General features: G+C 50.3%; 16 protein-coding genes. 12 read left to right on the plus strand and 4 right to left on the minus strand.

Features of this window, described 5'->3' with window-relative positions; genetic code table 11:
• Window positions 1-209: 209 nt before the first annotated feature.
• The 8 genes from miaA (at window position 210) to G8768_RS04760 (ending at window position 9,006) form a co-directional block, all read left to right on the plus strand.
• Window positions 210-1,208 carry a tRNA (adenosine(37)-N6)-dimethylallyltransferase MiaA gene (gene miaA, locus G8768_RS04725; RefSeq protein ID WP_166850560.1) on the plus strand — a complete coding sequence of 333 codons (999 nt, stop codon included), beginning with the start codon at window positions 210-212 and terminating at the stop codon, window positions 1,206-1,208.
• 140 nt (window positions 1,209-1,348) lie between these two features.
• Window positions 1,349-1,600 carry an RNA chaperone Hfq gene (gene hfq, locus G8768_RS04730; protein ID WP_166850557.1) on the plus strand — a complete coding sequence of 84 codons (252 nt, stop codon included), beginning with the start codon at window positions 1,349-1,351 and terminating at the stop codon, window positions 1,598-1,600.
• 16 nt (window positions 1,601-1,616) lie between these two features.
• Window positions 1,617-2,930, plus strand: a complete 1,314-nt coding sequence (gene hflX / locus G8768_RS04735) for a ribosome rescue GTPase HflX (RefSeq protein ID WP_166850554.1) — start codon at window positions 1,617-1,619, stop codon at window positions 2,928-2,930.
• 160 nt (window positions 2,931-3,090) lie between these two features.
• Window positions 3,091-4,245, plus strand: coding sequence for an FtsH protease activity modulator HflK (gene hflK, locus G8768_RS04740; protein ID WP_166850551.1), 1,155 nt, complete (start codon window positions 3,091-3,093; stop codon window positions 4,243-4,245).
• Window positions 4,245-5,126, plus strand: coding sequence for a protease modulator HflC (hflC, locus tag G8768_RS04745; protein WP_166850547.1), 882 nt, complete (start codon window positions 4,245-4,247; stop codon window positions 5,124-5,126). Before hflK ends, hflC begins: the two co-directional genes overlap by 1 nt.
• A 359-nt stretch (window positions 5,127-5,485) precedes the next feature.
• Window positions 5,486-6,682, plus strand: coding sequence for an ATP phosphoribosyltransferase regulatory subunit (locus tag G8768_RS04750; RefSeq protein ID WP_166850543.1), 1,197 nt, complete (start codon window positions 5,486-5,488; stop codon window positions 6,680-6,682).
• A 37-nt stretch (window positions 6,683-6,719) separates the two neighbouring features.
• Window positions 6,720-8,012 (plus strand): adenylosuccinate synthase, encoded by a 1,293-nt coding sequence (locus tag G8768_RS04755; protein WP_166850540.1) that lies wholly within the window; start codon window positions 6,720-6,722, stop codon window positions 8,010-8,012.
• Window positions 8,013-8,190: 178 nt separating this feature from the next.
• Complete coding sequence (locus tag G8768_RS04760) at window positions 8,191-9,006, plus strand: substrate-binding periplasmic protein (RefSeq protein ID WP_166850537.1); 816 nt, start codon at window positions 8,191-8,193, stop codon at window positions 9,004-9,006.
• 2 nt (window positions 9,007-9,008) lie between these two features.
• Here the strand turns inward: G8768_RS04760 and G8768_RS04765 are convergent, their stop codons facing one another.
• From G8768_RS04765 to G8768_RS04775, 3 genes are all read right to left on the minus strand, one after another.
• Window positions 9,009-9,479 carry an SPFH domain-containing protein gene (locus G8768_RS04765; RefSeq protein WP_166850534.1) on the minus strand — a complete coding sequence of 157 codons (471 nt, stop codon included), beginning with the start codon at window positions 9,477-9,479 and terminating at the stop codon, window positions 9,009-9,011.
• A 62-nt stretch (window positions 9,480-9,541) separates the two neighbouring features.
• A complete protein-coding gene (locus G8768_RS04770) occupies window positions 9,542-11,404 on the minus strand; it encodes an alkaline phosphatase D family protein (protein WP_166850531.1) in 1,863 nt (620 codons plus the stop codon).
• A 3-nt stretch (window positions 11,405-11,407) separates the two neighbouring features.
• The gene (locus G8768_RS04775) at window positions 11,408-12,709 is read right to left on the minus strand and encodes a DUF2252 family protein (RefSeq protein WP_166850528.1); all 1,302 of its coding nucleotides are present in this window, start codon (window positions 12,707-12,709) and stop codon (window positions 11,408-11,410) included.
• A gap of 426 nt (window positions 12,710-13,135) precedes the next feature.
• On the opposite strand from G8768_RS04775, the gene G8768_RS04780 reads away from it, so the two are divergent.
• Genes G8768_RS04780 through G8768_RS04795 form a run of 4 tightly spaced genes read left to right on the plus strand, consistent with a single transcriptional unit; the run spans window position 13,136 to window position 16,599 of the window.
• A complete protein-coding gene (locus tag G8768_RS04780) occupies window positions 13,136-14,143 on the plus strand; it encodes a LysR family transcriptional regulator (RefSeq protein ID WP_166850525.1) in 1,008 nt (335 codons plus the stop codon).
• 4 nt (window positions 14,144-14,147) lie between these two features.
• Window positions 14,148-14,966 carry a spermidine synthase gene (locus G8768_RS04785; protein WP_166850522.1) on the plus strand — a complete coding sequence of 273 codons (819 nt, stop codon included), beginning with the start codon at window positions 14,148-14,150 and terminating at the stop codon, window positions 14,964-14,966.
• A 24-nt stretch (window positions 14,967-14,990) separates the two neighbouring features.
• Window positions 14,991-15,854: an alpha/beta fold hydrolase gene (locus G8768_RS04790; protein ID WP_166850519.1), complete on the plus strand. Its 864-nt coding sequence runs from the start codon at window positions 14,991-14,993 to the stop codon at window positions 15,852-15,854.
• Window positions 15,855-15,906: 52 nt separating this feature from the next.
• The gene (locus tag G8768_RS04795; RefSeq protein ID WP_166850516.1) at window positions 15,907-16,599 is read left to right on the plus strand and encodes a M48 family metallopeptidase; all 693 of its coding nucleotides are present in this window, start codon (window positions 15,907-15,909) and stop codon (window positions 16,597-16,599) included.
• A 94-nt stretch (window positions 16,600-16,693) separates the two neighbouring features.
• On the opposite strand, the gene G8768_RS04800 is transcribed toward G8768_RS04795, so the two are convergent.
• Window positions 16,694-18,088 carry a TolC family outer membrane protein gene (locus G8768_RS04800; RefSeq protein ID WP_166850513.1) on the minus strand — a complete coding sequence of 465 codons (1,395 nt, stop codon included), beginning with the start codon at window positions 18,086-18,088 and terminating at the stop codon, window positions 16,694-16,696.
• Window positions 18,089-18,109 lie beyond the last annotated feature (21 nt).

The raw sequence follows: 18,109 nt of genomic DNA on the forward strand, positions 1-18,109 counted from the left end.
GGCTTTTTTCAATGCTTGAAGCCAGAAGGGCCGATTATCTCTAAATAACAAACTAATTTATGGGGAACTGTTCAAAATTGGAAAGCTTGTCATGCTTACTTTGGGCTTTTTGGCTTAGCTGGACTAGTTATTAAGTTTTAAGTGTCCAGTATTTGCACAAATAAGCATGAGTTCGAGAGAATATTTTGAATCGCCGTTATACTGGATAAATGACTGTATCAATACCTACAGGTGATTCTAACCTGTCAAATGTAATCTTCCTGCTTGGACCTACGGCATCGGGTAAAACCGCCCTGGCTCTGGAAATTGCCAAGCAGCTTCCTGTTGAAATTATCAGCGTTGATTCGGCGTTGGTTTACCGTGGCATGGACATCGGGTCCGCGAAACCCAGTGCCGAAGAATTGGCCCAGGTGCCCCATCATTTGATTGATATCAGGGACCCGGCTGAGCCCTACAGTGCAGCAGATTTCAGAGTTGATGCTGAAGCCTTGGTCGAAGATATTCTGGCCAGGGGGAAAACCCCCTTGCTGGTCGGTGGCACCATGCTCTATTTCAAAGCCCTACTGGATGGCATGGCGGATATGCCAGCGGCCGATGCTGCGGTGCGTATGGAAATTGAACAGCTGGCTGAAAAAGAGGGGTGGCCAGCGGTGCACGCTGAGTTGGCGAAAGTGGATCCTGAAACGGCGGCCGCTATTCACCCGAATCATTCCCAACGACTGAGCCGGGCCCTTGAGGTTTATCGCTCGAGTGGTAAAACCATGAGCGAATTGCGTCGCCAGCAACAAGCTGAACAACGTGAAGGGTTTTCGGATCGTTACCGAGTTTTGCAAATGGCCATCGCGCCCCATGATCGTGCATTGCTTCACCGGCGCATCGAGCAACGTTATCACGCCATGATTGATCAAGGTTTGCTCGATGAGGTGAAGGCTATGCATTGTCGCGCGGATTTGCATGTTGCACTTCCTTCGGCGCGTGCGGTGGGTTATCGGCAAATTTGGCAGTACCTGGATGGTGAGTTGAGTCTCGATGAGGCCGTAGAAAAAGCAATTGTGGCGACGCGTCAACTGGCGAAGCGCCAATTGACCTGGTTACGGGGCTGGTCTGAACTAAACTGGGTCTACATAGACAAAGAAGATGGACAATTATTACGGGAAGATGAAATTATCTCCCAAGCGATGGGATTTATTGGCCGAAAGGACATATAATAGGTATGTCAGTTGTAAAAGGTCTCATTTGAGCCCTTTATTACGCTTGTTTCTGCCTCTTCAGAGTCGTCCCCAGCTATATTTGGCTCTAGAGAGTGTTTTTGCAGGAAGTTTTTTGCTTATTTTTAAGGAGAATAACAATGTCAAAGGGGCATAGCCTACAAGACCCTTACCTGAATGTGTTGCGTAAAGAGCGCATTCCGGTGTCCATTTACTTGGTAAACGGTATTAAGCTTCAGGGCCAGGTTGAATCATTCGACCAGTTTGTGGTTCTGTTGAAAAACACTGTTAGCCAGATGGTTTATAAACACGCAATTTCTACGGTTGTTCCTTCTCGCCCTGTACGTGTACCTATGTTGAATCCAGCAGCAGGTGAAGGCGAAGAAGGTTAATCAATAGAGGGTAACCTTGTTTTTTGATCGACCTGATTCGGGTGAACTGGCAGTTTTGGTTCACCTGGATCTCTCTCGCAGTGAAGATTCAGACGACCCCCGCGAATTCGAAGAGCTTGTGCTCTCGGCCGGCGGAGATCCAGTTGCTTTTCTGACTGGCCATCGTCACAGTCCCACCCCTAATTTTTTTATTGGCAGCGGTAAGCTTGATGAACTCAAGCAGACGGTGCAGTTGCACGGTGCCCAGCTGGTTATTTTCAATCATGTATTGAGCCCGAGTCAGGAGCGCAATCTGGAAAAAGAGCTGGAGTGTCGGGTATTGGACCGCACCGGTTTGATTCTGGATATTTTTGCCCAGCGCGCCCGTACCCACGAAGGTAAGCTGCAAGTTGAGCTGGCCCAGTTAAGGCATATGTCGACACGCCTGATTCGTGGTTGGACACACCTTGAGCGCCAAAAAGGTGGCATCGGTTTGCGCGGACCGGGTGAAACTCAGTTAGAAACCGACCGCCGCCTGCTGCGCGGGCGCATCAGCGCCATCGAAAAGCGCCTTGAAAAAGTGCGTAAGCAACGCGATCAGGGGCGTCGTTCACGTCAGCGAGCTGATTTACCGACACTGTCGCTGGTGGGTTACACCAACGCTGGCAAGTCCACACTGTTCAATATCATTACCGAAGCCGGCGTTTACGCTCAGGATCAGCTGTTTGCAACGCTGGACCCAACCATGCGGAGAGTTGAGCTGGATGGTGTCGGTGGTGCTGTTCTGGCGGATACCGTGGGCTTCATTTCCCATTTGCCCCATAAGCTGGTGGAGGCCTTTCGCGCCACGTTGGAAGAGGCGGCTAATGCCGATCTGTTGTTGCACGTTATCGATGCGGCAGCTGAGGAGCGCGATCGCAATATTGAAGCCGTCGACGAAGTGCTGGATGAAATCGGTGCCGGAGAGATTCCGGCGCTGAAAATCATGAATAAAATTGATTTGCTGGGTCTTGAGCCTCGAATTGATCGCGATGATCAAGGTCAGCCTGTTGCGGTCTGGTTATCGGCTCACAGTGGTGAAGGTGTCGATTTATTACTGCAAGCCATTGCTGAACGTGTCGGGCGAGACATGATTCACGAAGTGTATTCCATGGCGGGGGTTGAAATGGCGGCATCGGGCCGTTTGCGCTCTCGTTTTTACGCAAACAATGCCGTTATTAATGAAAGCTATGATGATGCTGGTGCAATGCACCTTGAGTTGCGTATGCCGCGCAATGATTTTCGTCGCATTTTGGCGGCTGAAAACCTCAAGGAGGCCGATGTGCCGCGTGTTGAAGTGGTCAGGCACTAGTGTCTGCGGGCCCGAGGGCTTTTGTGCATTAATTGCCTTAAAATGCCAATAGCCTCGGCTATTAAGTTGCGTAAGTTTGCTTGTAAAATAGCGCATCAGCCTTATATTGATTTATAACAATTCACAGGCAGTACGGCTGCCTTTTGACTGGAGAAAATCTATGGCCTGGAATGAACCGGGTGGAAATAATAAAGACCCATGGGGCGGTGGCGGAAACCGCGGCGGTGGCAATAATAATGACGGGCCACCGGATTTAGATGAGGTGTTTAAAAAGGTTCAGGATCGCCTGGATAACCTGTTTGGTAATGGCGGCGGTAAAAACTCCGGCAACAAAGGCTCCGGTCTCCCTCTGATGTTGATCTTTATCGTTTTGGGTGTGTTTTACATCGTCCAGAGCTTCTACCAGATCGACGAGCAGGAGCGTGGTGTTGTGCTTCGCCTGGGTGAGTACAACCGTACTCTTGAGCCGGGTTTGAAGTTTGCGCCGGCGCTGATCGATCAGGTGATCATTGTAAACGTCACCAAGCAGCGTGTTCATTCGGCCCAGTCCACAATGCTGACCAAGGATGAAAACATCGTCCAGGTCGACTTGTCTGTCCAATACAATATTGCTGATCCGGTTGATTACACTCTGCGTGTTCGCAACCCTGATGGCAGTTTGGTACAGGCGACGGATTCGGCTTTGCGTCATGTGGTGGGTTCTTCCCGCATGGATGACGTGTTGACGGTTGGTCGTGAGAAAATCGCCCAGGACGTTCAGTTGCGTTTGCAGGATTATCTGGACAACTACCAGACCGGTATTCTGGTGAGCAAAGTGAACATGGAAGGTGTTGAACCTCCCCGCGAAGTTCAGGACGCTTTCGATGACGTGATCAAGGCCCGAGAGGACAAGACACGTACCGAAAACGAAGCCCAGGCTTACGCCAACGGCATTATTCCAGAAGCGCGTGGTAAAGCTCAGCGGATGGTGGAAGAAGCTAATGCTTATCAAGCGGAGGTTGTCAGTCGCGCCAAGGGTGAGGCAGAACGCTTTACCGATCTGTTGGTGGAATACCAGAAGGCGCCTGAAGTGACTCGCGAGCGTATGTATCTGGATGCGGTCGAGCAGGTGATGTCGCGTTCATCCAAGGTAATGATCGATGTCGAAGGCGGCAACAATATGTTGTACCTGCCACTGGATAAGATTGCCAAGCCGAGTGCCAGCTATCCGTCCAGCCAGGTGGTTTCGCCCGATATGGTTCGTGATATCAAGAACCGTGTAATCGATGAATTGCGTCGTGATGCTGCTGCCAATCGTCGTAGGGAGGCCCGCTAATGAATACTAAAACCCTATTTGGCCTGTTGCTAATGGGCGTATTGTTGCTGGTTGCTTCCAGCAGCTTGTACATCATCAATGAAACCGAGCGTGCGGTGATGTTGCGCTTTGGTGCGATCGAAAAGGATGACTTGAAGCCTGGACTGGGCTTTAAAATTCCTTTCGTGAACAACGTCCGTCGCTTCGATGGCCGAGTATTGACTCTGGATTCGCCGCCTGAGCGTATTTTTACCATCGAGAAAAAAGCTCTGATGGTGGATTCTTTCGCGAAGTGGCGCATCACCGATGTGGGCGTTTACTATCAAGCTACCTCAGGTGAAGAGCGCACTGCAGTTCGCCTGCTGAGTCAGCGTGTAAACGAAGGCCTGCGTAACCAGTTCGGTGGTCGCTCCCTGCAGGAAGTGGTCAGTGGTGAGCGTGATGAGCTGATGGCTGATTTGACCCGCAGCCTCACCGAGATTACCAAAAAAGAAATTGGTGTTGAGTTGGTGGATGTCCGCGTTAAAAAGATCGATCTTCCCGATGACGTAAGTGGTTCGGTTTATGACCGTATGACCTCTGAGCGTGAGAAAGAAGCCCGTGATTACCGTGCAAAAGGCCGTGAGCAGGCGGAAGTGATTCGCGCGGATGCCGATCGCCAAAAAGCGGTTTTGGAAGCAGAAGCTTATCGTGAATCTGAATTGATTCGCGGTGACGGTGATGCTGAGGCAGCTGCCATTTACGCCGACGCCTACAGTCGTGATCCTGAGTTCTACTCTTTTGTGCGCAGTTTGAACGCCTACAAGAACTCTTTTAAAGGTCGTGAAGATATGCTCCTGGTCGATCCAAAGAGCGATTTCTTCCGCTACTTGAATGATTCCAAAGGTAAATCTGACAAGTAGGCCTGAAATACACCATTGACCGGCAGGAAATGGCCCTTAGGGGCTGTTTTCCACCGGGAAGAAAATGGTAAAATCAGAAAAACCGGGGCTAGCTCCGGTTTTTTTGTGTGTGGGCTTCGGCCCTGTTGAGTCTGGGCATGGCCCAGTGAAGAGAAAGTTCGCATGTGGGAAGATTTGGGTTGAGCCCTAAGTCTACTGAAGGTGCGAGGAAGGGTGATCCCTTTTCTGTACCCCCACCGATGGCGCCGCCTGGTCGTACAAAGGCACAGGTGAATGATTCACACATTCGTGTAACTAGCCTGCCCAGCGTATTGGCAGGCCCAATGTACCTGATTAATTAAACGTGAAGGATTGTCACCATGAGCACTGGCCCGGCTAATGTCGACCGCTGGTTATTGCCCGATGGCGTGGAAGAAATGCTGCCTGCCGAAGCGGCAAAAATTGAAGCCTTGCGTCGCCGTTTGATCGATACCTATCGCAGTTGGGGATACGACCAGGTTATTCCCCCGCTGATTGAATACACAGATTCCTTGCTGATTGGTTTGGGGCATGACCTCGACCTGCTGACGTTTAAAATGACCGATCAGCTGAGTGGACGCACTTTGGGTATTCGCGCGGATATAACCCCGCAGACCGCCCGAATGGATGCTCATAGCTTTCGTCGCCAGGGGCCAAACCGCCTGTGCTATGCAGGTCATGTACTGCATACCAAACCAAAGGGGCCACTGGCCACTCGATCTCCCATTCAGGCGGGCGTCGAATTGTTTGGTGAAGCGGGTTTGGATGCGGACATTGAAGTGGTTTCACTGATGCTGGAAACCCTGCAGCTGGCCGGCCTGGAAACCGCCAATATTGATTTGGGTCATGTTGGTATTTATCGAGCGGTAGCGGAAGCTGCGGGTTTGAGTGCAGCTGAGCAAGAGACTTTCTTTGAGCTGCTGCAACACAAAGCCATTTCGGAGCTGGAACAATGGCTGGAGAGCTTGTCGCTGTCCGCTGAGTTTGTTGACCTTCTCCAACAGATGCCGCGCTTGGCGGGAGACAAGTCCGTGTTGGATAAAGCTCGCCAGTGGTTCAATGGTGTATCGGAAGATGCCCTGGCGGCTCTGGATGAATTGGAAGCGATTGCGGCGGTGATCGAGCAGCGCTACCCGGGTACCCAAATGTATTTCGATCTCTCCGAGGTGCGTGGCTACAACTATCACACCGGATTGATCTTTGCGGCCTATGCTGATGGCATCGGTCAGGCCATCGCCAACGGTGGACGTTATGACCATATTGGTGAAGTGTTCGGTCGAGCGCGCCCTGCTACGGGCTTCGCGGTTGATGTCACCAAGCTGGCACAGTTGATCAGTGATGGTCCGGCAGCGATGCGTGGCATTTATGCTGCGGCCAGTGATGATCCGGCCCAGTGGCAAGCGGTAAGGGATTTGCGCGCGCAGGGCGAAAGAGTTGTTTGTGGTTTGGCAGATCAGCCAGCCATTCAGGAAGAGCTGGCTTGTGATCGCCAGTTACAGTTAATTAATGGCGACTATCAGGTCGTTGAATGGCGCTAAGCCAGTAAAGCTTTATTCAGTTTAAGAGCGTGAAAACATGGGCAAGAACGTAGTTATTTTAGGCACCCAGTGGGGCGACGAAGGTAAGGGCAAGATTGTAGATCTGCTCACCGATCAGGTTTCTCTGGTGGCTCGTTTCCAAGGTGGACACAATGCTGGCCATACCCTGGTAATTGAAGGTGAAAAAACCGTTTTACACCTGATCCCCTCCGGTATCCTGCGCGATGGTGTGACCTGTATGATCGGCAACGGTGTGGTTCTGGCCCCCGATGCGTTGTTGAAGGAAATGGCTGAGCTGGAAGCCAAAGGTGTACCCGTGCGCGAGCGTCTGCGTCTGTCACCTTCCTGCCCGCTGATTCTGCCTTACCATGTTTCTCTGGATCAGGCTCGCGAAGCGGCACGCGGCAGTAAAAAGATTGGTACGACAGGCCGTGGTATTGGTCCGGCCTATGAAGATAAAGTTGCCCGTCGTGGTTTGCGTCTGGGTGATCTGATGAACCCTGAGCGTTTTGCTACGAAGCTGAAGGAAGTTCTGGAATACCATAACTTTGCGATTGAGCATTACTACAAAGCCGAGCCGCTTGACTACGATAAGGTCCTGGCGGATGCCTTGGCCTGGGGTGAAGAGCTGCGTCCATTGGTTGCTGATGTGACCGATATGCTGCACAACGCTCGCGAAGCGGGTGAGAACATTTTGTTTGAAGGTGCTCAGGGCTCGTTGCTCGACATCGACCACGGTACCTATCCTTTTGTAACGTCTTCCAACACCACAGCCGGTGGCACGGCAACCGGTTCCGGTTTTGGCCCTCTGTATCTGGATTATGTATTGGGCATTACCAAGGCTTACACCACTCGTGTAGGTTCTGGTCCGTTCCCGACCGAGTTGTCCTGTGAAGTGGGTAAGCATCTCGGCGTAGTTGGTCACGAATTTGGTGCAACGACCGGTCGTGAGCGTCGTACTGGCTGGTTTGATGCCGTAGCGGTTAAACATGCGATTCGCATCAACTCCATTTCCGGTTTGTGTCTGACCAAACTGGATGTGCTGGATGGCCTTGAGTGCGTAAAAATCTGTGTGGGTTATCAGGACAAAGACGGCAATTCGATTTCGGTTCCGTTCGATTCGGAAGGTTGGGAAGATGTACAGCCCGTTTACGAAGAAATGCCGGGTTGGACAGAATCCACTGTGGGTGCCCAATCCATTGATGCACTTCCTCAGGCCGCTCGTGACTACATTGCTCGCCTTGAAGAGCTGGTAGGCGCACCCGTCGATATCGTTTCAACCGGTCCGGATCGCGTCGAAACCATTATTCTGCGCCAACCTTTCGCCTAAGCGATTTATTGTTTCAAAAAGCCGGACTTTATGTCCGGCTTTTTTGTGCCTGTCGGAATCCGTTGGTCCACTTTTGATGCTCTGCCTCACTTAAGTTAATTATGGTATTTGACCTTTGATGCGGCATTCATCATGCTTCTAGAATAATTAAATCCAATAAGAAGTAGCGAGTATTACGATGTATAAAGCTGCTGTTTTCTTTCTGTTGATTAACTTGTTTGCATTGGGTTGTTTGGCCAATCCAGCTTCGACAACACCTTCTGCTCATCACACAAATACCCTTATTGCCAGTACGACTTTGGTGCCTCCCTATGTTTATAAAGAGCATGGGCAGCTCATGGGCTTGGCTGTCGATATTCTTCGGGAAATTGAAAAGCGAACTGAGCTGGCTCCGATTGATATTCGTATTCAACCCTGGAAGCGTGCCCTGCGTTGGGCAGAAGACGGTACCAGTGATTTTGTTTTTATGTCGGGTGTGGATAAAGCACGTCAGCGTTGGGGAGACTATATGAGCACGCCGATTATTGTAGAGCGCTACCGTTTATACCGTTTGAAATCCCAAGCCGTTGAGTTGACCTCGAATTATCAGCAGGCGAACCGATATCGCATTGGAACTGAACGTGGTTGTTTATATGGTCATGGTATTCTGCGAGAGGCAATTGATCAGCGCTTTTCCAGTAATACTATTTCTAACGATACCGAAAGCAATTTGAAAATGCTTTTGCAGGGCCGTGTTGACGTTATCGCGGGTGATGCGGTTCGGGTTGCTTGGGCTCTGGAAAAAATGGGGGCTGGCGAGAAAGTGGTCGCGGTCAATTTTGTGGATAGTGAAGACAGTATTGTACTTGAATGGCCAACCTATATTGTGTTCTCCAAGAAGCGTGACCACCAGCGCTTAAAAAGCAAAATGGAAGAGGCGCTGAAAGAGTTTTATGCTAGCACCGCTTACCAAAACTTATTGAAACAATACTCTGGTGGGGCGGTGCGCCTCTAAGTTTATTTACTGGCTTTGCCGGCCTCTAGAATGGGTAAGCCAGCTTCGGTAGGAATGTATATGCGCTCGCCTTTGCCATCCTGCAATCCTTTAATCCATATATAGCGCAGATATTCTTCGTTGTTTTTAAGGGATTCGCCGATAATGCGATTGGCTTCAGCCGCGGCTTTTGCGCGTTCAATGTCAGCAAGGCCCTCGGCTTTGGCTCGAGCAATTTTTGCTTTACCCTCGGCTTCGGCCAGAGTTACACGAGCTTTTGCCTGCATTAATGCTGCTTGCTCACGCGCCTTGGCTTCCTCAATCAGTATCTGTTTCGACCACTCGGCTTCTCTCAATGCTGCCTGGCCGTTGAGTTCCTGCTTATAGACGTTGTACTTTGGCCAAGCCCAAAAGGCCAGGATGATCAATGCGATAAAGATAATGGTCAATATTGCCAGTGTACCTATGGCCATGGCTGGTCGGTTCTGATACATGTTTGTCCCTCCTGTTGGCGCTAAATCTTAAAGGGAATTCCCCTTTGGATAAACTGATTTTCTTAATCAAAAAACATCACCGTTTCGCCATTGCTGGCATGAACTTTAACTTCCACATCTTCAATTTTGTCGGCTAATAGTAATTCTCCATAGCCCGCCTGATTGTAGAGTGTTCGGCTTTTTTGGTCATTGGGGCGGCGATGGCGTATGCGCATGCGACGGCGTTGGGTGAACCAGTTCAGGGGGGATCGAGATCCATAAAACAAACGGTTCAAGCGATCGAGCCAGCTTAGCAGAGTCCCCGGGAAAGCGTTTTTAAAACCACTTGCTGTTGCTTGCAGAATTCGGGGGCTGTTTTTTCGAAAGCGAAGGGTGATGTCATAGGCAAAAGAATAATGAACATCGCCGGAAAGAATAATAAAGTTGGGTGGCGTTTTTCCATGCAGGAAAATGTTCAGCATGACATTGGCTGCACCGGGGTGCGCCATCCAGTTTTCAGCATCAACCAACAAAGGTTTGCCGAAGAACGTAAAAATACGTTGTATAACTTCGATCAGCTTGACCCCGAATACGGGGGCAGGCGATACCATGATCACGGCGTCTTCACCAATCAATTCTTGTTGCAGCTCGCTGAGACTTTCCCAATCCATCAGTCCGGAAGGTTTTCCCGGGCTGCTTTCTGAACGCCATCGATGGGTGCGGGTGTCCAGTACAATCATTTTCGGTTTTGTGTCGATACAGTAGTGCCAATGTTCCCAGTCCAGAACAATATCAATCAGCGTCTCATGCTTTGCAATGCCCGTACTTTGGAAGCAGTGGCGAGTACTGTCGCGCAGGGCTTGAAGCGTTTCAGGCTGGTTGCCCCAACCTTGGCAAATCCAGTAAGCGATCAGGGTATTGCCGATAATTCGTCGTGACAGTGGATTGTTGTATGCAGCTTCTTCCCAGCCACGAGTCAGATTCCAGTCGTCGGTTACATCGTGATCGTCAAAAATCATATAGCAGGGTAGGCTGGCCAGTACGCGTTGTACTTTTGGCAGCTCACGAATAAAACCATCCAGAATCTGTTTTTCTCTGTCATAGCGTTCCAGATAGGCTTCCGGAATTCTATTGCGAGCTTCCTGCCAGTCGATCAATTCCCATAAGCTGGGTGACCAGCACAGTAAATACATAGCAATACTTTCTGCCAGGGTGATGAGATGATTGTGAGCACCAGCGGAAGTAAAAATGGGTTTGCGTGCACCGCGGAAAAAACTGTCAGTAACTTCCTGGTTGCTTTTGTCCTGGGGTAAAAGTTTTTCCCGTTGATAATAACAATAAGGGTGTTCCAGGAGCGCATCCTGGCTATTTGCCATGGCTCCTTCCCAGCTTTCAGAAAATAGACCGAGGTGTTCGATGATCTGGTGGATGGCAGCCAAGGTTGGGCCGGCAACATCGTCTGCGTAAATTTGATCGCCACTCATCATAAGCAGGGCGGGGCGATCTTCGCTATTGTCCATTTGGGCGAGGCGATCATCCATGCTGGCCATGGCATCGCGTTGCGGGTGATGTGGTTTGCGACAGGAACCGTGCCAGATTCGATCGATTTCAGCTTTACGCCGAAAGCGTATTCTTTTGTCTCCGGGATAGCAGAGGGCTGAATGATTGGCTTCTTCCAAATCGCTCAGTTGGTAGAAATAGTCCTGCTCACTGCTAAGCTCTGTTGACACTTGTAGCAAATGAATGAAGCAATGTTGCCCCAGCTGTATGCTGTCACAAATGCGATCATCGATTTCAAACTGTTGCTCCTGCCCTTGTTCATCGCTTAACAGGAGTTGGCCCTGCAAAGGCTTGCGAGTGGCTAGCCAAAGCGTAAAAGTGTCTTGATCAATATGACGCAGAATGGGCCCCGCTAATACATCGGGTAGCTCATGCGGTGTTGGCATTACTTATCCTTCGCTTTGTAATAATTGTTCCAGGATTCGGCAGTCTTGTTCTACCTGCTTTGCATAGGTTTTAGCTGCACTGACGATATTATGTTCCTGCCCGATCAGCTGTTGTTGTACAGACTGTTCGAATCGCTGTGAGCGTCGATCGCCCCGGCAATGAGCAAGTGCCAGGGCCGTTCCGCAGGCTTCGGCGTATTGGGTAAAGCCTCCCCTCGCTGCTTTTTTGCCGAGTGCAATATCTTCGGGATCGAAACCAAGTCGAGCGTGATGCCTTGAGCGAATCAGCCAGTGGCCATCGCGCCATTCGGTTTCGTCCAGCACCATATCGGGGGAGCGTTGCATGCGGCGCTGACACATAACGGTCAGGTGCGCCGGGTTCAATCTGTTGTTCGGGCTCAAATCAGGAAAATAATGAATCGGTGCGGCTTCGCGCTGGTGCTTCACTTCCACCAAATGACACAGCTCCAGCTCGTTTTTGCCGGCGCCTTCCGGACCGACAAGCAAGTAGTAGCGATCCATGTTGACGGAGCCTGTGCCGGCGTTCAGACGTTTAACAATATCCAGAATGCAGTCATCAACAAAAGGCGCCAAATCAAAGTGGATGGCTTTTAGCTGATCTTCACTGAGTAACTCGAAGCGGTCCGCTCTAGTGGCAAATCGTAATGGCTGGGCATCCAGATCGACCGATTTGGCAATGGCACTTTTGCGATAAAAATCTTCACCGCCGGCTGCTCGGCGTTTGGCTTTGTTGAAGCTCTTGAACAAAAAGTGTTGTTCCGGGAACTGATCCAGGCCGCTTTGGTAGAGTTCTTTTTCTTGACCGCTGCAAGTCTTGCTGTAGGCCTGTACAAAGGCCAATGCCGCTTCTTCGGCGCCTTGTTGATCGACGAATACTTTGCCTTGACCGTCCTTGGTGTCAAAGCGGCCTTCGCTGATGGCCTGACAGTGAGCCGCGCACAGAAACAGGCTGCAGCTGAAACGCAGAAGATCCCAGCTGGCGTGACCGATGCAGGCATCATCGAAATCATTGGGGCTAAAAATAATATCGCTGCTGTGTGAGCCTTCTTCACTAAGAAAGCCGAAGTTGGAGCTGTGGCAGTCGCCCATAATGGTTGTCAGCGGCATTTGCTGGAGTGCTTGGGGGACTTGCAATAAACCCGAGGCCAGATCCTGATAAAACAGCGGCGCTGAGCCACGAAAGAAAATAAAAGGGCTCAGGCTCATTTTGTGGTGCTTGGGGATGCCTAATTTCTGATCTACTCGTTTCAGGCACTCTTGTACCTCGGTATGTCTCGCTGACATGTTTGCTCCATCTAATACATCGGTATTGCTTAGACGAGTGTATCAGCCATTGGGTGACGGCTGTATGGTGGGGAATGGTAGATGGCAGGCATAAAAAAACCGCTAGGCCATTCTGGCTTAGCGGTCTAAAAAAATCTCTAAATAATAGAGAAGAAGCGATGATGAAACTGACTGCTTAAGTAAGCCTCGCTAGCTTACTTAGTTAAATCCTGTACGGCGATGAAAGCCAACAGGGCTAGATAAATACCGAATGCTGCTTGCAACATGTGTCTAATCTCCTGCTAAGTTAGGGTTGGTGGCGAGTTATTTCGCCGTGTTCTTTAAGATGTGTGTAGTCTAGTTATTGAGCTGTTATGTTTCCAATGGTTTAGATTACTAGCTATAATGAATTCAATTCATAACAAAGAAAAACGATGTAAAAAAGCTATGGATACACGCCAGTTGGCCAGAATGGACTTAAATCTTCTGGTCGCATTTCAGGTTTTGCTGGAAGAAAAGCACGTTTCTCGGGCAGCGGACCGTTTGTTCATCACTCAGTCGGCCATGAGTAAAACCCTCGGTCGCCTGCGAGATTTATTTGACGATCCGTTGTTTACGCGAAGTTCCCATGGCATGGTGCCCACCCCGAGGGCACTGGAGCTGCAATCCCAGATTCAGGGGGTGTTGTCCCAGGTTCAGTCGATTACGGCGGGTCAGCAGTTTGACCCGAAGACCTATGAAGGTGAGATCTCCATTGCAGTCTCTGAATACGTTGGGGTCGTGCTGTTGCCAGCGCTGATGCAGCTTCTGCAGGAAGAAGCGCCTTTGCTTCGAGTGACCACGCTCTCCAGGGTTGAGCGGCAATTGGATGAACTCACCGAGGGCGGCCTGGATTTTGCCATTCATGTCCGCCGTAGCCATTATCGTCCAGAGTTCAATCTGCAAAACCTGGGGTCCACCAAGCCTGTATTGCTGGTACGCAAAGGGCATCCATTGCGCCGCCAGCGTAAACCCGATTGGGACTCAATCATCCAGTTTCCGAGAGTGGCGTTGTATATGCCCAATGTGGAAGAAATGGAGCTGATTGATCAGGTCGGTGAAGTGTTCTATCAATTGGAGCATGATGTGCGAGAAGTGTTTGAGACCTCCCACCTCTATACCGCGATGGAGGTGGTGCGCCGCACGGACTGTATTATGATGGGGCCGCCCTTCCTGACCGACTTTGCTCAGTTTGGTGGTGGTTTGATGAGTTTACCTCTGCCGACCCATCAGGAAATTCAGATCAATTACGTTCTGGTTGCCCACAAACGGACGGAGAATTCCCCGCTGCACAATTGGTTGGCCGAGAAAATTGTCGGCTTGTCCCAGCTCTTCAATGTCGAGCTGGAAGAGGATGATAATCCGTATTCCGCGTTTGGTCGCACCGGGCAACGGGGGCGATGGACGCGTTCCTAAAATTATGAAGACTCTTCTGAACGAATTGAACACCGATAACGCTGAGCAACTTTGGCAATGTAACAGTCGCTTTGGTAATTTACAGATTTTGGAAAATGACCGTTACCGTTTTTTACAGGTCGACGGTTTTATCCAGAGTGTCATGGATTTGCAGCAAGCGGATCGTGCCTGCCTTCCCCATGCTCAATGGTTGAATACAGCTCTGCTTACCAAGCCACAGTCCGTTTTGATGGCGGGGCTGGGTGGTGGCGATTTGATTCGACAATTTCGCAGTGCAGGTATGGCGAGTCAGTTTAGCTGTTGTGAGCTTTGCCCGGATATCATTCGCGCTTATCGTGACTATTTTTCCGCAGGGGTGGTGGGAAATGATGTCGAGATATTGCAAGAAGATATCAATGATTTTATTCCCCAATGTCAACGTCAGTTTGATTTAATCCTATTAGATGTATTTACAGGTTCGGCCCAGCCTGCTTGCCTGGATGAGGAAGCTTTTTACCAGCATTGCTTCGGGTGTATGGAGAGTAACGGTGTGCTGGCTTTGAACGTTTCTGTGAATCAGCAGGAGCCCTTGCTGCAATTGGCCTTGATGTTGCGCCGGGTGTTCTCGAAAAAACTGTTGATGATGCCGGTTGAAGGTTGTAATAACGTGATTATGCTGGCTTTCAAAGGTAGACCTTTTGCGAACAGCAATAAGGAGTTTGTACAGGCAGTAAGACAGTTGAACAATAAACTGCCCAATCCAGTACCCGTTCAACTTGAACGGCTTCTCGGTAGCAATGTGTGTGATGAGCGTGGTGAGTTGGCCTTGTGGCACTTACCCTGAAAATAATAATGGATGAATGACAGTATGTATCAGCAGATTCAAGAACAGCGCAGTGATATGAGTCATGGTAAAGGCCACTTTCACGAGATAAACGCAAAAAACGAGACTGCTGAAACCCTTCACTTTTACCACGCCACGGGTTTTCCCTTCGGCAGTTATGCCGATTTGCTGGGGCGTTTATCAGAAGATTGCAATATTTTTGGTTTGGCCCATCGAGGTTGCTGGGAAGACCAGGCTGAACCGGAATCCAGTGTTGCCTGGTACAATTATGCGGATGATCTGATTGAGTTTCTCGATAAACAGAAGCGCGGCCCAGTTGTGGGTATGGGGCATTCTATTGGTGGCGTAACCACTATGTTTGCAGCCATCAAACGCCCGGATCTGTTTTCTAAAATTGTGCTGATTGATCCGGTGTTTGTCGCGCCTCCACTTTGGTATATGTCGCGCTTGGCGCGTCTGATCAATAAACCGGTGCCGATGGCTGCGGTCGCTAAAAAGCGGCCCAATCATTGGGGCAGTCGTGAAGAAGCCGTAGAGTTCCATCGTGGAAAGCGTGCCTTCAGTCGCTTTACTGATGTGTCTATGGAGGCCTACGGACATTTCGGCATCAAGGAAACCGATAAGGGGTTTGGTTTGCGTTTCAGTCGTGACTGGGAGGCGCATATTTACAGTTCGGTGCCGTATATCTGGCGCCAGCTGCCGAAACTGAAATTGCCGGTTTTGGGCTTGCGTGGTGAATACTCGGACGTTTTGATGGATAAATCCTGGAATCGCTGGAAGAAGCTGAGACCCCAAGATCAATTGATCAGTTTATCTGAATGCGGCCATATGCTGCCCCATGAGCGTCCGTTGGAATGTGCGGAGCATATTCGCGAGTTTTTAAAGTAAGCGTACTCTTTTTAGCATTAAAAAGAATGCCTAAAAACGCTAAACTAGAGGCATGAATCAGCCCTCAGTCAGTACCGGTGAGATTGCCGGCATTCAACTTATTCGCAGTAAACGTAAAAGCCTGGCCGTTACCATTGAGCATGGTCAGGTTATTGTGCGTGCACCAATGCGTTTGGCTCGCGCGGAAATTCAGGCATTTGTTTTGCAGAAGCAAGACTGGATTTTACGAAAGGTCAAAGAGCAAACCGCTCAACTTGCTGAAATTCCCCAGCGTCGATATGTTGATGGTGAATATTTTCCGCTGAGAGGGCGCTCATTGTGTTTGCGCGTGCATCAGCGGCACAGTCATACCCGCAGGATTGGCGATGAACTTTATACTCCGGTTGCGAAGCCGGAGCATATTGCTGAGCGCGTTCAAGCCTGGTACCGCAAAGAGGCGAAACGCGTATTAAGCGCGAAAGCTGAGGGTGTTGCTGCCAGGTTGGGCTTGTCGATTGCGGAAGTGAAAGTTCGAAAAAATAAACGTCGCTGGGGGCATTGCACATCAAAGGGTGTGCTTCAGTTTAATTGGTTGATCATGCTCGCGCCTGAGTCGGTGATTGATTACCTGGTTGCGCACGAGGTGTGCCATTTGCGTCATTTTAATCACAGTCCGGCATTCTGGCGTTTGGTGGAAAATTGTGAGCCTGGCTATCACGAAGCGCAGGATTGGTTAAAACAGAATGGACACTTGTTGGTGTTGTAGCTGTCGTCGTCCCGAGCGGACTTGAAGTGGTTTGGTGGAAAAACGCTGGGGCACTTACAGCGGTGTAAGTGCCCTGCGCTGGGCGATTTCAATCTTACAGGGCGTCAACTTCCGCGCGATTGATGGATTGGCTGTTGCTCATCCATTGGTCCAGAGAATTAATATCTTCCGGTGATAATGTGCCTGCCGCCTGCTTCAAGCGCAGATTGTTGAGGATGTAGGCATAGCGGGAATTGTCATAGTTACGTTGGGCCGCATACAGACGCTGCTGGGCCTGCAATACGTCAACAATGTTTCGGGTACCCACTTCGTAACCGGCCTGGGTTGCTTCCTGTGCGCTCATGTTTGAGGTCAAAGCCTGTTTCTGGGCTTTCACCTGTGCAACATCCGTGACTACCTGCAGGTGTGCTGAGCGGGCTTGCTGAATGGTGTCGCGCAGAGACTTGTTGTACAGCTCCTGAGCCTGCATCCAGTTCTGATAAGCCTGACGACGGCGAGCGGAGGTGCCGCCGCCGGAGTAAATCGGCACATCTAAAGTTACCGCAAAGGTGGTGCCATCTACTGCACGGCTGTCAGAGCTGGTGGTGCTGCCCTGAGCGGTAATGTCAGTATTGGTGTCGTCGTAATGGGTATAGGAAATGCTACCGTTCAAGGTCGGCAGGTGATTGGCTTTGGCAGCCTTGGCACCCTGCTTGGAAGATTCGGCATTCGCTTTGGCGACTTTTAGCGCGTAGTTGTTTTTCAGTGCGAAATCGACCCAATCAGCACGTGCTGCCGGGGTTGGATTGACCACTGGCAGATCATCTTTCAGTGGGGAAATGGCATCGGCTTTTTTGCCGGTCAGTACTTCGAGAGCTTCAAACTGAATGCCGACATTACCTTGCGCCTGCAGAGTGCTGGCATTGGCCGAGTCGTAAGCTGCCTGAGCTTCGTGTACATCGGTGATCGCCGCCAGGCCCACTTCAAAACGTTGCTTGGTTTGTTCCAACTGATGGGAAAGCGCTTTTTGCTCGGCTTTGGCGGTGCTCAGAGTATCCAGAGCTTGTAAAACGTTCAGGTAGGCTTCAACAACGCGAAGAATCAGAGTCTGTTGGGCAGATGCGAACTGATACTCAGCTTGTTTGGTTTGTGCCTTGCCCTGTTGGAAACCGTACCAGGCGGCCATATTGAAAAGGGGTTGCGTGAGTGAGGCGGTATAGGCTTCGTTTTCACGATCAATTTCAGTCGTGGCTGCCGGGCCGCCAGTGAATAAGGCGCCAACAGAATCTTGTTCAGTCTTGGAATATTGTGCGCGTGCGTTCACATTGGGTAGCAGGCTGGCGCGTCCGATATTAACCGCTTCTTTGCCGGCCAGGAATGCCGCTTCATCTGCTTTAATTTGATGATCGTTTTTCAACGCTTGCAGATAAACTTCTTGCAGGCTGTCAGCGTAACTGGCACTGGCAGCCACTAAGCCGCTAATGGCGACAATGAGGGTTTTTCTTAACATAGGTTTTGTTCCCTGATAATA

The organism is Pseudoteredinibacter isoporae (genome assembly GCF_011602085.1).
Taxonomy (GTDB): domain Bacteria; phylum Pseudomonadota; class Gammaproteobacteria; order Pseudomonadales; family Cellvibrionaceae; genus Pseudoteredinibacter; species Pseudoteredinibacter isoporae.

Coding starts and splice junctions, on each gene's coding strand:
- miaA (WP_166850560.1), top strand. CDS start 210: ATGACTGTATCAATACCTACAGGTGATTCTAACCTGTCAAATGTAATC.
- hfq (WP_166850557.1), top strand. CDS start 1,349: ATGTCAAAGGGGCATAGCCTACAAGACCCTTACCTGAATGTGTTGCGT.
- hflK (WP_166850551.1), top strand. CDS start 3,091: ATGGCCTGGAATGAACCGGGTGGAAATAATAAAGACCCATGGGGCGGT.
- hflC (WP_166850547.1), top strand. CDS start 4,245: ATGAATACTAAAACCCTATTTGGCCTGTTGCTAATGGGCGTATTGTTG.
- G8768_RS04750 (WP_166850543.1), top strand. CDS start 5,486: ATGAGCACTGGCCCGGCTAATGTCGACCGCTGGTTATTGCCCGATGGC.
- G8768_RS04755 (WP_166850540.1), top strand. CDS start 6,720: ATGGGCAAGAACGTAGTTATTTTAGGCACCCAGTGGGGCGACGAAGGT.
- G8768_RS04760 (WP_166850537.1), top strand. CDS start 8,191: ATGTATAAAGCTGCTGTTTTCTTTCTGTTGATTAACTTGTTTGCATTG.
- G8768_RS04765 (WP_166850534.1), bottom strand. CDS start 9,479: ATGTATCAGAACCGACCAGCCATGGCCATAGGTACACTGGCAATATTG.
- G8768_RS04770 (WP_166850531.1), bottom strand. CDS start 11,404: ATGCCAACACCGCATGAGCTACCCGATGTATTAGCGGGGCCCATTCTG.
- G8768_RS04775 (WP_166850528.1), bottom strand. CDS start 12,709: ATGTCAGCGAGACATACCGAGGTACAAGAGTGCCTGAAACGAGTAGAT.
- G8768_RS04780 (WP_166850525.1), top strand. CDS start 13,136: ATGGATACACGCCAGTTGGCCAGAATGGACTTAAATCTTCTGGTCGCA.
- G8768_RS04785 (WP_166850522.1), top strand. CDS start 14,148: ATGAAGACTCTTCTGAACGAATTGAACACCGATAACGCTGAGCAACTT.
- G8768_RS04790 (WP_166850519.1), top strand. CDS start 14,991: ATGTATCAGCAGATTCAAGAACAGCGCAGTGATATGAGTCATGGTAAA.
- G8768_RS04795 (WP_166850516.1), top strand. CDS start 15,907: ATGAATCAGCCCTCAGTCAGTACCGGTGAGATTGCCGGCATTCAACTT.
- G8768_RS04800 (WP_166850513.1), bottom strand. CDS start 18,088: ATGTTAAGAAAAACCCTCATTGTCGCCATTAGCGGCTTAGTGGCTGCC.